Genomic DNA, 14,181 nt, shown 5'->3' on the forward strand with positions numbered 1-14,181 from the left:
TCATACCACCATTTCATCTGCGATTGATGAAATTACAATTTGAGAGTTTTGCTCTACCTCATCAACCAGTTCATTGATATAATCCGGAGATTCAACAACTTCGGATTTTTTATGCAATAAATCTTCCAATTCCTTAAGCAAAGGTGCAACGCTCACTACTTTTAACTGATTAAACGAGCTCAACATTTTATGCGCAATGGATCCAATTTCCAGGTAATTTTTCCTATCTGATGCTTCACGAAGGGCTTTTAAGTTTTCTTTTGCTGAATTTATAAATTGATTTAAAATCTGCTTAATTAATTCTGGATCATCTGAAGTAAACTGCTTAATTTGAGAAAGGTCGAACAAAGGTTCATCTTCTATCGCAGAGATATCAATTTCATTAATCTTTGGCTGGGCTTCATACTCTCCCAATAAGAGTTCGCTTATCATTGAACGCAAAAGCTCTTCATCAAAAGGTTTTACCAAACATTCAGTCATTCCTGATGAAATGTATTGCTTTAAATCAGACTCCAATACATTTGCAGTAAGTGCCACAATTGGAATGTCCTTATAGTTACTATTCAATCCTCGCACCTTACGACAGAGCTCTATTCCCCCCATTTTGGGCATATGAATATCAGTCAGAATCATATCGTAATGATTCTTTTGAATCAAATTCCAGGCTTTCTCGCCATTGTCAACAAATTCTGCTTTTAAATTCCAGGTGTTAAAAATGGTTTGCAGCAACAACAAGCTGTAATCATCATCATCAGCAATCAAGAAATGTTTGTTCTTTAGCTCTTCAGAAATCAATACTTTCTGCTGATTAATAATCTCTTCAATAGGTTTTGTAGCCTCTTTTAATGGCAATCTTAAAGTAAAGGTTGATCCTTCCTCAAGTTCACTTTCAACAAATAAATTACCTCCCAATAAAACAGCCAATCGCCTGCTTATAGCCAAACCCAGGCCCGTACCACCATATTTTCTTGCAGAAAAAGAATCAGCCTGACTAAAATCTTCAAAAATACTTTCCTGTTTGTCTTCAGCAATTCCAATTCCAGTATCCTCAACATCAACTTCAAACACATGTGTGTTTCCTTCTTGGATTACAGAAGCTCTGATGGTTACTTTTCCTGTATCTGTAAATTTAATTGCATTTGATCCGAGGTTTAATAGGATCTGCTTAATACGGAAAGGGTCACTTAGCAATCGAATATCATTTTTACCAGTATATTCTATTTCAAAATTAAGATTCTTGGTGCTGGCATTTACTTTCAATAGGTCATATACTTCATAAACCAATGCCTGTGGATTAAAATTGATATTCTCAACATGCAATTTGCCTGCTTCAATCTTCGAGAGATCCAAAATTTCATTAACCAAACCCAATAGATGCTTCGATGAACTCTTCAAAACACTCACAAAATTCTTTTGTTTCTTCTCCAGGCTGGTCTTATCCAACTGATTGGTAAAACCAATAATAGCATTCAAAGGAGTTCTAATTTCATGACTCATTGTAGCCAAGAAATCCTCTTTTATTTTTGCCAATTTCTCTGCATTACCTTTCGCAATGATTAACTCTTTTCGGTAATAGTTGCTTCTGGAAATATCTGTAAGAATAAAAATGATGAACAAAGTTCCCAACACAAACCCAACAATAATGATAATGGATATCATCGATATGGTATTACTGGCAACTTGCTTTGCTTTATCCGATTCAGATTTAAGTTGTATAAACTTTTCTTCCTCTAACTGTCTGAGCAATAGTTTAATTTTTTCCCAAATAATTGTATTTTCTTCTACCAGGTCAAGTTCCTTCCGATATACAATCTCTCTATTCAGTTTCTCAATTTCTTGAGCTCTTTCCAACTGATTTTGCAGACTCATCAACAAACTATCCGATTGAGGCAAATAGCTAGTATCCACCTGTACTTCGGTGCGTTGTATCACGGTTTCTAAAGTATCTATCTTTTCTTTTTTCCCAAATACTCTATTAAAGAAATTGTTCTTGGGTTTTACCTTCTTTGCAGTTTTTACTGTATCTAGAATAGTAGTTGTAGTGGTTGTAGTTTTAATGGTTGTTTTTGCAGAATCCGTAGCCTCACTCAATTGCTTCATTGCCTTTTGCGAAAGGTTCACACGCTCTTTTGACTGTTTCCACTTCACAAATTTTGCTAATTTATCAGCTCGATCTTTTAAAAGAAAATCCATTGAATCTATTAGAATTACAGCACGACTACTATCCTGACTATAACTGCGCAACGAGTCTAAATCATTCCGAATTTCCAGAATGTTCTCATAAAAATTAGTTAAAAACTTCTCCTCTCTCGTTAAGGAATACACCCTGATTTTGTTCTCTGCTTCCGATAAATTTGTGAGTACACGGTTCATTCTTGTGATTTCAATATCGGGTTTAGAAAGAATCGCTACAGAATTTAATAATTTATTATAAGCCTGCTTAGCAATAAGCAATGATGCAACAATAGCCAGAAATACAAAAATGTATCCCAACACAACTTTAATTTTAATGTTACTGCGTTTCTCTGAACTCATTGCCATTTGAATTATTGCTTTCTAAGTTTAGTAAAGTTAATAAGATTTTTCTTTGTACGCTCTGTACTATAGTGGGTATGAATAGAATCTACACATGGGGAATAATTACACGCAAAGTGTAGAATAATTCTACACTTTCAATTTCATACAATATTGTGGCATGAAATTCACAATTACAACACTCATTATTTTACGCTTGATTTAATGATACTTACGCATCATTAGTTAATTTAATTTAAAATAAAATTGATTTCGGCACGATATTCACATGTAACTTATACACACATTGCGAAACCTAATCTCTAAAATATATTTATATGAAACGTCTAGCATTAGTATTGTTGATTTTACCATTTTTTGTGGCATGTAACCAAAAAGAGTTAAAGCAATTAAGAGAGCAGAATCAACAGCTAACTTCAATGGCTAAGCAAAAAGATTCTACAATTAACGATTTTATTGAGTCTTTAAATACCATCGAAGAGAATCTTGAAATTATTAAAGAAAAGGAAACAATTATATCAGTAAACTCTGAGAATCCTAATAAATCCCAGAAGCAAAAGATTGCCAGTGATCTTACTTCAATCAATAACTTATTAGAGCAAAACAGAGAAAAAATTTCTGATTTAGAGAAGAAATTAAATAATAGTTGGTATCAAAATTCAAAGCTACGTAAGCTTACCGATCGTTTAAAAACGAAATTAGAAACAAAAGAAACAGAAATTATCGCTTTAAACGAAAAGGTTTCTCAACTAAATATCGAAGTTGAAAACTTAAACGGACAAGTAACCGAATTAAACGGTACGGTTATGGCTCTGAATACAGAAAATGAAACGAAAACAAAAGAGATTGCTGAAAAAACAGCTGCTCTTAATACCGGTTATTACATTTGTGGAACTAGCAGAGAATTGAAAGAAAAGAATGTAATTACCAAAGATGGTGGATTCATCGGAATTGGTACAACTGCTGTTCTTAATGAAGATTTTAAAGAAAGTGAATTTAAAAAAATTGATATCACGCAAACTACTACGATTCCTGTAAAAGGAAAGAAGATTAGTTTAGTAACAAGTCATCCAACAGGTTCTTATAAGGTTGAGGGAACTGATTCGGTTGAAGGAATTACTATTCTTGATCCAGCTGAGTTCTGGAAATCTTCAAAGTATTTAGTAGTTGCGGTACGATAATCAATTCATGGTTGAGTTTTAAGGTTGTCCAAGAAAGGCTGTCCAGTAGGGCGGCCTTTCTTATTTTATACCTTATGAATTTCGAAATGATTTAGGTTTAGGCCAATAGATGTTTAAAGATCGGTAATAAATGATGTGAACTTATTGATATAGCGACAAGAATTAAATGCTAATCGGCAAACATTTGTCAAGTTCATTTTGAATGTTCCTGAGTTTTTGTATTTTAGTATTTAGATTTTTTCTAAATAAAAATAACAAATATGAAAGAAGCATATCAAATTAACAAAGTATACTCGTTGGTATTGATTTTGGCAGGAGCATTTGGTTTTATTGCAAGGTACTACGAAATAGGAGATTGGCAATTTACAGCACTTATTCCACTATTCTTTGGAGTAATCTTATTTTTTTGTACTCCTGGAATCAGAAAGGAAAATGCAGCCATTGGTCATGTTGCAGCTCTTTTAACCAGTTTATTGGTAATTACAGCAATTGTAATGCTCTCAAAAGGAATTTTTGGAGATGCAGGCTGGGGACGTAAGCAATGGATTTTCCTTGTAGTTATCCTTGGAGGTATATGGAGCTTACAAAGTCAGATTAATTATTTTAGAGCACAACGTAGAAGAAAAGCAGCACAAGCCAAGTCATAAAAAAAGCCCTTTAAAGGGCTTTTTATTTGCAATATAGTTTCGTTAGTTCTTTTCGTCTTTTACGAAATAGTTTCTTTGAAACAACAAAATAAATGCAACACCAATGGTGATGTATGAATCGGCTACATTAAATACCGGACGGAAGAAAATAAAGTGTTCGCCTTTCCAAATTGGAAACCAATCCGGGAAATTTCCTTCTATCAATGGGAAATATAGCATATCAACAACTTTTCCATGCAAAAAGCTTGAATATCCACCTCCTTCAGGCATAAATTGAGCAACCTGGTAATAGCTATCATTAAATACCATGCCATAGAAAGCACTATCGATAATGTTACCCATAGCACCAGCAAAAATCAGCGAAATAGCAATAATCAATCCAGTGGGAGCTTTCTTCTTACAAATATCCAGCAAGTACCAACCAATTCCGAAAACGGCGATAATACGAAACAAGCTTAAGAGCATTTTTCCCCATTCGCCTTCTAACTCCATTCCAAATGCCATTCCATTGTTCTCGATGAAATAGATTTGAAACCAATCACCAAAAATATGGTAAGATTCTCCCAACATCATGTTGGTTTTAATCCAAATTTTTAGCACCTGATCTAAAATCAGAAGTACTACAATAAATGCTACCGATTTTTTAAATAGCGACATATCTTAACTTTAAATGTTTTGTTCGTGTTTTTCAGGCTTTAAAGAAAAGAAAACCTTAACTTCTAAACAAAAATGATTGGAAGAATATACTCTTCCAATCATTTTCTATATTCAGTTGAATACTTTACTGCTTGTTTTTAGCTTCGATACTTAAAGTAGCGTGAGGCACTGCTCGTAATCTTTCTGGAGCAATTAGCTTACCAGTTTCACGACAAATACCATAAGTTTTATTCTCGATTCGAATTAAAGCTCCTTCAAGATGAGAAATAAACTTTGCCTGGCGCTGTGCCAATCGGCCAGCTTCCTCTTTAGAAAGAACTGATGCACCTTCTTCCAATACTTTAAAAGTTGGAGATGTATCTTCAATATCATTGCCTGAGCTGTTAGAAATAACAGCTTTCAATGTTTCGTAATCCTTCTTGGCCTTCTCAAGTTTAGAGATTATTAATTTTTTAAACTCTTGTAACTCCTCGTCTGTATATCGCTTCTTTTCTGTCATTGTTTCTATAGTTTTATTGGTTTTCTAAAGATAACAAAAAATCGATTATTCACTAACTTTTTCAATCTTAATGAAGCTTTCTACACCTTGTTCTATCTCTACCGCCTTCGCTTCGTTTTCAGCTAATTTTTCTACCAATTCAACACTCACAGCCAAAGTTTGGCTCCCAATGTATTCTTTATGAGCAAGTACCGCATCGTTGATAGAATCATGCATCATAATTTCAAGCTTGATTTTATCGGTAACATCAAAATCGCTATCCTTTCTAAGATTTTGAATTCTGTTGATAAATTCTCGAGCAATACCTTCTTGTTTTAGCTCCTCGGTAATGTTTACGTCCATTGCCACAGTAAGTTTCCCTTCATTGGCAACCAACCATCCTGGAATATCTTCCGAAATGATTTCAACATCCTCTAGAGTAAGATCTACATTCTCATCATTTACAGTAATTGCATATTCCCCAGCCTTCTCAAAAGCAACAATATCCTCTTGAGTCATTTGACCAATAGCAGCAGCAATTTGCTTCATGATTTTACCATGCTTAGGACCTAAAGTCTTAAAGTTTGGCTTGATTTTCTTCACCAATACACCTGAAGTATCCGTAATGAATTCCATTTCTTTCACATTAATTTCTGAAAGAATGATATTCTTAACAGCCTCCAATTGAGGAACCATCGTTTCATCCAAAATCGGAATCATGATCTTTTGAAGTGGCTGACGAACACGGATTTTCACCTTACGACGCAATCCTAACGACATAGAAGAAATCTTCTGTGCCATATCCATTCTTTCCTCAAGGTCCTTATCGATTTCTTCCTCATTATATTTAGGAAAATCAACCAAGTGAACAGATTCTACTGTGTAACGACCAGTTACAGAATTCAAATCTTTGAACAATTGATCCATATAAAATGGAGCAATTGGTGATGCAAGAACTGAAATGGTTTCCAAACACTTGTAAAGAGTCTGGTAAGCCGAAATCTTATCAGCATCATACTCACCACCCCAATATCTCTTACGACACAAACGCACGTACCAGTTAGAAAGGTTTTCGTTTACGAAATTCTGAATTGCTCTACCTGCACGAGTTGGCTCGTAAGATTCGTAACACTCTTCAACTTCCTTAATCAAAGAATTCAAAAGAGAAAGAATCCAACGGTCTATCTCAGGACGCTCTTCCATCTTGATATCAGCATCGGAATAATTAAATCCATCGATGTTAGCGTAAAGCTGGAAGAATGAGTATGTATTATATAGTGTACCGAAGAATTTACGACGAACTTCTTCAACACCGCCTAAATCAAATTTCAGGTTATCCCATGGTTGAGCATTGGTGATCATGTACCAACGCAATGGATCTGAACCATATTTCTCGATGGTTTCGAATGGATCAACAGCGTTTCCAAGACGCTTAGACATCTTGTTACCTTTTGCATCCAATACCAAACCATTAGAGATGATATTTTCGAAAGCAACACCATCGAAACACATTGTAGCAATTGCATGCAGGGTAAAGAACCAACCACGAGTCTGGTCAACACCTTCCGCAATAAACTGTGCCGGGAACAACTTGTCGAATTCCTCTTTGTTTTCGAATGGATAGTGCTGCTGTGCATATGGCATAGCACCTGAATCGAACCAAACGTCGATCAAGTCTAATTCACGAACCAATTTCTTGCCTGAATCTGAAACCAAATAAACGCCATCAACATATGGACGGTGCAAGTCGAATTTTTCGTAATTCGCTTTGCTGTTATCTCCTTCAACGTAATCAGCAAGAATGTTTTCAGTCATGAAACCAGCTTCGATTGATTTTTCAATCTCTGCCTTTAACTCAGCAACTGAACCAATACATTTCATTTCTGTACGATCTTCACTTACCCAAATTGGAAGCGGAGTTCCCCAGTAACGAGAACGAGAAAGATTCCAGTCCTGTAGATTTTCCAACCATTTTCCGAAACGACCTTCACCAGTTGATTGAGGCTTCCAGTTGATGGTTTTATTTAATTCGATCATACGATCGCGAACATTCGTAGTCTTGATAAACCAAGAATCCAATGGATAATACAATACTGGTTTATCGGTTCTCCAACAGTGTGGATAGTTGTGAACATGTTTTTCAACTTTAAATGCCAAGCTATCTTTCTTCAAAGCAACAGAGATATCAACATCTAAAGTAGCATCTTTCTCAGTTAAGTTTGGATCGTAAGCGTTCTTTACAAAGCGACCTGCATACTCACCATAAGCTTCAACATTCACATAGTTCTTTACAAACTCAGGATCCAAATCTTCAATTAAGAAGAATTTACCAGTACGATCAACCATTGGCTGCATCTTACCTTCCTTATCGCGAAGAATTAGTGGAGAAATATCAGCTGCTTTCGCTACTCTATCATCATCCGCACCAAAAGTAGGAGCAATGTGTACAATACCGGTACCATCTTCGGTGGTTACGAAATCACCAAGGATCACACGGAAAGCATCACCTTCTGGCTTCACCAATGGCATCAATTGCTCATAACGAATTCCTTCCAAATCGGTTCCTTTGTGCTCCGAAAGAGTTTTATAAGTTAAACGCTTGTCTCCCGCTTGGTATTCGCCCAACTCAAGACCTTCATATTTTTTATCGAAGAAATTGTAGAACAAATCTTTTGCAAGAATTACCACACAAGGAATTCCTGTATATGGGTTGAAAGTGCGAACACGAACGTAATCAACCTTAGGACCAACAGCCAAAGCAGTATTCGATGGAAGTGTCCAAGGAGTAGTTGTCCATGCAATAAAGTATGCATCGCAATCAATACCTTCATATAAGAACTCACTCTTCTCGTCGCGAGCTACTTTAAACATCCCCACTGCAGTGGTATCTTTCACATCCTTGTAACACCCTGGCTGGTTCAGCTCGTGAGTAGACAAACCTGTACCTGCAGCTGGCGAGAATGGCTGGATGGTGTATCCTTTGTAAAGCAAATCTTTCTCGAACAATTGCTTCAACAACCACCAAAGTGTTTCGATGTAACGGTTATCGTAAGTGATATATGGATCTTCCATATTCACCCAGTATCCCATTTTCGAAGTCAAATCCTCCCACTCGCGGGTGTATTTCATTACATTGGTTCTACAAGCTTCGTTGTACTCATCAACAGAAATCTTGGTTCCAATATCTTCTTTAGTAATTCCCAGTTCTTTCTCTACGCCAAGTTCAACAGGAAGACCGTGAGTGTCCCATCCTGCTTTACGATTCACCTGAAATCCCTTAAGTGTCTTGTATCTACACACAATATCCTTAAGCGCACGAGCCATTACGTGGTGAATACCTGGCATTCCGTTAGCCGAAGGAGGCCCTTCATAGAAAACAAAAGATGGATGACCCTCGCGGGTTTCCAAACTCTTTTCAAAAGTCTTGTTTTCTTCCCAATCTTTTAAGATATCCTTATTGATCTGAGAAAGATCAAAGTTTTTGTACTCTGGAAATTTAGTGCTCATTTATATTAATTTTATCTTGAATTCTCAAATTCTGATTAACATCCGTATTCCTTGTGATTTGTGGTCAAGCAACACTGATTAACAAATATTTTTCATTCTTATTTAATGCCTAAGAATGACATTTAGAATAAAAAGTTTACAAATATAGAAAAAATACAGGAGCCTCAGACCATATCTTCTGCATATTCAGGCAGCTAACCATTTTTTAATCAGCATATCAAACCTGAGGATACGAATTGAAAGTGTGAATACTTATAATCTGAAATAAAAGCATAACGAATATTTTAAATTTAAAAGTATATTCCTAAAAATACCTCCAAATAATCATAGTATGGAGGTATACAAGTAAATTAATATTCATACGAGAATTTCTTCATTATCCTTTCTTCTTTTTTACTTTATCCAATCCTAAAATATGCATTAGAAACAATGCAGCCGTAATTACAATACTAGAGATTGCATTATCCCAGCTATCAAACTTGTCTTTAATAATGTAGTTTAGTATTGAAATGGTGATGAAAATTACAATTAAATTCACCCCTGTAAAAAGTAAGTATTCGTATGGCTTTTTCATTTTTATAAAAAATTAAATTTATATGAGCTTATACAATTCTAAATGAAAAGAGGGTGGGTTTAATTTGAAAAAAAAGCCACAAATAAGGCCTGCCAAATTGGGTATATATAATTCGGAATTAATAGATATATTTAGCTTTAAATTTTAATTCAAAATATCATGACAACTATAAAATCCAAATATTTGGGTGATTTACGAACAGAATGCGTTCACTTACAATCAGGAAACAAAATTTTTACTGATGCGCCAACCGATAACAGAGGTAAAGGAGAAGCTTTCTCTCCAACCGATTTGTTAGCTACCTCTTTGGGCTCTTGCATCATGACCATTATGGGAATCGTTGCTCGCGATAATAATATCGATATTGTAGGTACTGAACTGGACATTACAAAAATCATGGCTAGCGACCCTCGCAGAGTTTCAGAGGTAATTGTTGAATTCAATTTCCCTGATAAAGAATATACCGACGAAGAGAAAAAAATTATTGAATCGGTTGCAGGAACAAGTCCGGTACCTTTGAGTGTGCATGATCACTTAAAGCAGACAATTAAAATGAACTGGGTGAAATAATTTTCACCCCTTTTTTAAAATATTAAAAATCTCCATCAAATGATTTTAGTTACTGGAGGAACCGGTCTTGTTGGTTCGCATCTACTTTTTGATTTACTAAAAAATGGCAATAAAGTTCGTGCTTTAAAAAGATCGAGTAGCAATACTGATTTGGTTCTAAAAACCTTTTCCTTTTACTCAAAAGATGCTGATCGACTTTTCGAATCGATTGAATGGTTTGATGGAGATATGTTAGATCCTGATTCTTTGGAGGATGCCCTGAAAGATGTTGAAGATGTGTATCACTGTGCAGCTTTGGTTTCCTTCAAGAAAGAAGACAAAAAGAACCTTCTCGATATTAATGTAGAAGGAACCCGAAACCTGGTAAATGCTTGTATCGACAACAATATCCGCAAGTTTTGTATGGTAAGTTCCATTGCTGCACTGGGAACTCCCGAAGAAGGCGAAGACACTGTAAACGAAACCACTCCCTGGAGTCCGGAAGATAAACGCTCGGGTTATTCGCTTAGTAAATTTCAATCGGAATTGGAAGTATGGCGCGGAATTGAGGAAGGCTTGAATGCTGTAATTGTAAATCCATCCATTATTTTGGGTCCGGGCCAATGGGATAAAGGCAGCTCGCTATTATTTAGTACTGTTGCCAAAGGATTAAAATATTTTACAAGGGGAATTACTGGCTATGTTGACGTTAGAGATGTAAGCAAAGCCATGCTTCAATTGATGGAAAGTGACATTGTAAACGAGCGCTTTATTTTAAACGGCGACGACTGTACTTATGAATTCATATTTAAGACCATCGCAAAGCATATTGGATTGGAAGGACCTACAAAATATGCTTCTCCAAAAATGACTGAAATTGGATGGCGATTGGCTTCTCTGCAAAAAATATTTTTGTTCAAACAGCCAAGTTTCACAAAAGAAACTGCTCGCGCTTCGCACAACATTAGAAAGTATTCGAACCAAAAAATTAAAGATGCCTTAAACTTTGAGTTTATTGATATTGAAAAAAGTATAAAGGATACGGTGCAGCATTATCCAATCCCCGCAAAGATCGCAAAGAATTAATACGGTAAGAACGCAAAGAGACAATATTTACGTCATGACTGAAAACGAAATTTCATATCAAATAATTGGACGAGCAATAGAATTACACAAAACGGTTGGACCTGGACTATTGGAATCAGCTTATGAACATGCCCTTGCTTTTGACTTAAATGAAATTGGGTTAAAAGTAAAAACACAAGTTCCAATGCCTTTCATCTATAAAGAGGTTAAGCAAGATATTGGGTATAGGTTAGATTTATTAGTTGAAGAAAAAGTAATTGTAGAAATTAAAGCAGTTGAAAATTTGCTTCCTGTACATTTTGCTCAACTGCTAACTTATCTCAAATTGTCTGATAAACGACTTGGTTTACTAATAAACTTTAATAGTAAAACTCTAAAAAACAGTATTCATCGTGTCGTAAATAATCTGTAATTAATCTTTGCGTTCTTACCGTTTTAATTCTTTGCGTTCTTTGCGTGGAAATCACTTCCCCCCCAACATTCTAATTACTTCTTTCAAGGTGTTATTTTCTGATTCTAACTTTGCCAAACGATCATCAACGGGATTAGCAATTTCAATTTTGTCAGCAAGTATTCTGAAGAAATTAATTTGTAATATTTCACAAATCTCCCATAGTCTATCGGTTTTAATACTATTTCGCTTTAGTATTTGATAAACTGTATTTACATTAATTCCTAATTTTCTGGATAACTCGAGAGCTGTTACTCCTTGCCGATTCATCTCTTCAATAATTAATTCATTAACATGTAAAGAGGGAGATTCTTTCGTAGAAACCTTCATGATTTTATCCTTTTAGTTATAATAATGAACAATTTATAAAATTTTATCTACTTATTATAATTTAATTTCATCTATACCTTGATATATTCTATTTTTTATGAGCTATATTCTACATTTCATTGGTTTGATTCTATTTATCATTTGTTATCACACATATTTTAAATAGCATAATCCATTTATAATAAAAAAAGCCATCCCTAATAGGAATGGCTCACCTTTAGAATATCTGATTATTAAATTTCATACAATTCTATCATTTCATTTAATGTATTGATTTCTTTTTTGATTTTCTTCCTGATGAAAAATATCAACACCACAATGATTACTACAAACTCAACAAGGAAAAAATTAAACCAGAAGTCAGACAAATACTTGTAAAACTCTATAAATAGTAATCCTACTCCAATTACATAAAGCGAAAAGGTCAGATAAGTTGGGTATTTGTGAATCTTCTTGCGCCATTGATAAAAAGCTTTCAAATCGGAAATGAATTGATCGGATTGACAAAGTATATTCAAGCTCTTTTTTCTTCGATAACTAAACAGCTCAATTGTAATTCGAATGGCCAAAGCCATAATCATGGTAATAATTCCAACTTCGAATAATACACTTGTTGTTGTGAAGTAGAATAGATTAATTCCTACAATGGCCAATGCTGTGATTGATAGAATGATTATATTTTTAATGTGACTATTGTTGACCAAACGATCGGCTTTTTTGATTCGTTTTTTAAGTTCCTTTGGCACTTTTGTTGGCTCCGGGGACTTCTGGTTATCGTATATTGATTTTATATCTTTGAAATTATTCATTGTTTTAGGCTTTAAGCGTTTTGCATTTCTTTACTAGTCATACATTTGAAGAGTTTTCCTTTGTTACGATGAATTTGAACTCTTACATTCTCGTTTGATAAACCAACTGCTTCGGCAATTTCCTTTTGTGGGACCTCTTCCAGGACTAGTGAAATTAATATCTTACCCATTTCGTTTAGTTTCTTTATGCAAGCGCGCAACATTTTTAATCTTTCATCCCTATCATCTTCCTGATCTTCGTATAAACTTTCAGGTACTTGATCGGTAATTTTTTCCTGCGATTTCTTAATCTTGCGCAGATGCATTAAGCAGGTATTCACTGTTATTCGGTATATCCATGTACTTACTTGCGACTCATTTTTGAATTGATCCAGGTTTTGCCAAATTTTTACAAACACCTCCTGTGATAAATCATCAGCCAAAGCTTCATTTCCTGACACATAGGTCATACACAAACGATAAACTTTAGTGTAGTTTTCTTTGTAAAGCGTATTAAATGATTGGTTCATTAGTTTAAAAGTTGTTTCAATTCATTCATATAGGTTTCGAACTGATCGAACATGATGAAGTGTGCTGAATTTTCTATGTAAACAATCTCTTTGCTTTTAAGTGCAGCAAACTGGTTGTTGTAAACACCTTCAACCATACTTTTGCTTGGGTTAGCTGCAGCTAATATAACAACTTGCGATTCAATATTCTTAATATCTTCTCTCAAATCCAATTTTAATAAATCGGTATAACCATATACATAAGTTTTACGATCTGCTTTGATCATCCAATCCGCAATTTGTTGATGCTTCGAGGCCGAATTGCTCATAAACACAGCAAAATTCATTGCCATTCCTCTGAAGTCTTCATCATTCATTTTAAGCAAGTTGTTATTGTATTCGGTATTGTAGCTTATTTTATCGCTTGAATAATTTGGTATCATCATCGCTCCCATGCATGGCAATGCATCAACGATTAATAATTTTTTAATATCAAATTGATTTTCCGAAGCCAACCACAAAGCCAAGGTTCCACCCATACTATGTCCTACAATGGATAATTTTACAAATTTATTTTCCTGAATGTATTGATTGATATCCTTTTTAACGGTTTGCAACCAAGAGCTGTCAATTGCAGGCACATCACCAAATCCGGCATAGCTAACAAGGTGACATTCGTGATTCCGAGAAATTTTCTCAACGGTTTCAGCCCAAACTTCTCCCGGACAAGTAAAACCTGGTAGCAATAAAACTGGATCTCCTTGTCCAACAACTTCAACTTGAATTGAACTAATTTGAGCTAAAAGAGAAAAATTGACAAAAAATACTAAGGCTAATGATACAATTAATGATTTCATGATTCTAAAATTTTAATTTGTTTGTTTGCCCT

14 protein-coding genes are annotated in these 14,181 nt (G+C 34.9%); 5 read left to right on the forward strand and 9 right to left on the reverse strand.

Annotation, left to right across the window (positions count from 1 at the left end; translation table 11 throughout):
* Positions 1-2,535: an ATP-binding protein gene (locus ACKPCA_RS14835; protein ID WP_321279818.1), complete on the reverse strand. Its 2,535-nt coding sequence runs from the start codon at positions 2,533-2,535 to the stop codon at positions 1-3.
* Between the two features lie 317 nt (positions 2,536-2,852).
* Between ACKPCA_RS14835 and ACKPCA_RS14840 the strand changes: the two genes are divergently transcribed.
* On the forward strand, positions 2,853-3,716 hold the full coding sequence (locus ACKPCA_RS14840; protein ID WP_321295065.1) for a Cbp1 family collagen-binding glycoprotein adhesin: 864 nt from the start codon (positions 2,853-2,855) through the stop codon (positions 3,714-3,716).
* Positions 3,717-3,976: 260 nt separating this feature from the next.
* A complete protein-coding gene (locus ACKPCA_RS14845; protein WP_054721532.1) occupies positions 3,977-4,363 on the forward strand; it encodes a hypothetical protein in 387 nt (128 codons plus the stop codon).
* A gap of 42 nt (positions 4,364-4,405) precedes the next feature.
* Here the strand turns inward: ACKPCA_RS14845 and ACKPCA_RS14850 are convergent, their stop codons facing one another.
* The 4 genes from ACKPCA_RS14850 to ACKPCA_RS14865 form a co-directional block, all read right to left on the reverse strand.
* Entirely contained in the window at positions 4,406-5,020 is a 615-nt protein-coding gene (locus ACKPCA_RS14850; RefSeq protein WP_054721534.1) for a lipoprotein signal peptidase, read from the reverse strand.
* Between the two features lie 124 nt (positions 5,021-5,144).
* Entirely contained in the window at positions 5,145-5,519 is a 375-nt protein-coding gene (locus ACKPCA_RS14855; protein WP_054721536.1) for a TraR/DksA family transcriptional regulator, read from the reverse strand.
* 45 nt (positions 5,520-5,564) lie between these two features.
* Complete coding sequence (gene ileS, locus ACKPCA_RS14860; protein WP_321279820.1) at positions 5,565-9,005, reverse strand: isoleucine--tRNA ligase; 3,441 nt, start codon at positions 9,003-9,005, stop codon at positions 5,565-5,567.
* Positions 9,006-9,381: 376 nt separating this feature from the next.
* A complete protein-coding gene (locus ACKPCA_RS14865; protein WP_054721540.1) occupies positions 9,382-9,579 on the reverse strand; it encodes a hypothetical protein in 198 nt (65 codons plus the stop codon).
* Positions 9,580-9,738: 159 nt separating this feature from the next.
* Here ACKPCA_RS14865 and ACKPCA_RS14870 point away from each other — a divergent pair, with 159 nt between their 5' ends.
* The 3 genes from ACKPCA_RS14870 to ACKPCA_RS14880 are packed head-to-tail and all read left to right on the forward strand — an operon-like array spanning position 9,739 to position 11,626.
* Positions 9,739-10,149 carry an OsmC family protein gene (locus ACKPCA_RS14870; protein ID WP_054721542.1) on the forward strand — a complete coding sequence of 137 codons (411 nt, stop codon included), beginning with the start codon at positions 9,739-9,741 and terminating at the stop codon, positions 10,147-10,149.
* Positions 10,150-10,188: 39 nt separating this feature from the next.
* Positions 10,189-11,214, forward strand: a complete 1,026-nt coding sequence (locus tag ACKPCA_RS14875) for an NAD-dependent epimerase/dehydratase family protein (protein WP_321279821.1) — start codon at positions 10,189-10,191, stop codon at positions 11,212-11,214.
* Positions 11,215-11,248: 34 nt separating this feature from the next.
* On the forward strand, positions 11,249-11,626 hold the full coding sequence (locus ACKPCA_RS14880) for a GxxExxY protein (RefSeq protein WP_282016299.1): 378 nt from the start codon (positions 11,249-11,251) through the stop codon (positions 11,624-11,626).
* A 51-nt stretch (positions 11,627-11,677) separates the two neighbouring features.
* Here ACKPCA_RS14880 and ACKPCA_RS14885 read toward each other — a convergent pair whose 3' ends face one another.
* From ACKPCA_RS14885 to ACKPCA_RS14900, 4 genes are all read right to left on the reverse strand, one after another.
* Positions 11,678-11,995 carry a helix-turn-helix domain-containing protein gene (locus ACKPCA_RS14885; RefSeq protein WP_054721550.1) on the reverse strand — a complete coding sequence of 106 codons (318 nt, stop codon included), beginning with the start codon at positions 11,993-11,995 and terminating at the stop codon, positions 11,678-11,680.
* Between the two features lie 233 nt (positions 11,996-12,228).
* Complete coding sequence (locus ACKPCA_RS14890; protein WP_321279822.1) at positions 12,229-12,804, reverse strand: hypothetical protein; 576 nt, start codon at positions 12,802-12,804, stop codon at positions 12,229-12,231.
* Between the two features lie 11 nt (positions 12,805-12,815).
* On the reverse strand, positions 12,816-13,313 hold the full coding sequence (locus tag ACKPCA_RS14895; RefSeq protein WP_321279824.1) for an RNA polymerase sigma factor: 498 nt from the start codon (positions 13,311-13,313) through the stop codon (positions 12,816-12,818).
* Positions 13,313-14,149 (reverse strand): alpha/beta fold hydrolase, encoded by an 837-nt coding sequence (locus ACKPCA_RS14900; protein WP_321279825.1) that lies wholly within the window; start codon positions 14,147-14,149, stop codon positions 13,313-13,315. Before ACKPCA_RS14900 ends, ACKPCA_RS14895 begins: the two co-directional genes overlap by 1 nt.
* Positions 14,150-14,181: the final 32 nt, after the last annotated feature.

It is taken from the genome of Marinifilum fragile, assembly GCF_963677365.1.
GTDB classification, from domain to species: domain Bacteria; phylum Bacteroidota; class Bacteroidia; order Bacteroidales; family Marinifilaceae; genus Marinifilum; species Marinifilum fragile.

What these genes read in the sequence shown, in the direction of transcription:
- ACKPCA_RS14865 (WP_054721540.1), bottom strand. Translation starts at nt 9,579, where the DNA reads ATGAAAAAGCCATACGAATACTTACTTTTTACAGGGGTGAATTTAATT.
- ACKPCA_RS14850 (WP_054721534.1), bottom strand. Translation starts at nt 5,020, where the DNA reads ATGTCGCTATTTAAAAAATCGGTAGCATTTATTGTAGTACTTCTGATT.
- ACKPCA_RS14875 (WP_321279821.1), top strand. Translation starts at nt 10,189, where the DNA reads ATGATTTTAGTTACTGGAGGAACCGGTCTTGTTGGTTCGCATCTACTT.
- ACKPCA_RS14855 (WP_054721536.1), bottom strand. Translation starts at nt 5,519, where the DNA reads ATGACAGAAAAGAAGCGATATACAGACGAGGAGTTACAAGAGTTTAAA.
- ACKPCA_RS14885 (WP_054721550.1), bottom strand. Translation starts at nt 11,995, where the DNA reads ATGAAGGTTTCTACGAAAGAATCTCCCTCTTTACATGTTAATGAATTA.
- ACKPCA_RS14900 (WP_321279825.1), bottom strand. Translation starts at nt 14,149, where the DNA reads ATGAAATCATTAATTGTATCATTAGCCTTAGTATTTTTTGTCAATTTT.
- ACKPCA_RS14870 (WP_054721542.1), top strand. Translation starts at nt 9,739, where the DNA reads ATGACAACTATAAAATCCAAATATTTGGGTGATTTACGAACAGAATGC.
- ACKPCA_RS14840 (WP_321295065.1), top strand. Translation starts at nt 2,853, where the DNA reads ATGAAACGTCTAGCATTAGTATTGTTGATTTTACCATTTTTTGTGGCA.
- ACKPCA_RS14835 (WP_321279818.1), bottom strand. Translation starts at nt 2,535, where the DNA reads ATGAGTTCAGAGAAACGCAGTAACATTAAAATTAAAGTTGTGTTGGGA.
- ACKPCA_RS14890 (WP_321279822.1), bottom strand. Translation starts at nt 12,804, where the DNA reads ATGAATAATTTCAAAGATATAAAATCAATATACGATAACCAGAAGTCC.
- ileS (WP_321279820.1), bottom strand. Translation starts at nt 9,005, where the DNA reads ATGAGCACTAAATTTCCAGAGTACAAAAACTTTGATCTTTCTCAGATC.
- ACKPCA_RS14880 (WP_282016299.1), top strand. Translation starts at nt 11,249, where the DNA reads ATGACTGAAAACGAAATTTCATATCAAATAATTGGACGAGCAATAGAA.
- ACKPCA_RS14845 (WP_054721532.1), top strand. Translation starts at nt 3,977, where the DNA reads ATGAAAGAAGCATATCAAATTAACAAAGTATACTCGTTGGTATTGATT.
- ACKPCA_RS14895 (WP_321279824.1), bottom strand. Translation starts at nt 13,313, where the DNA reads ATGAACCAATCATTTAATACGCTTTACAAAGAAAACTACACTAAAGTT.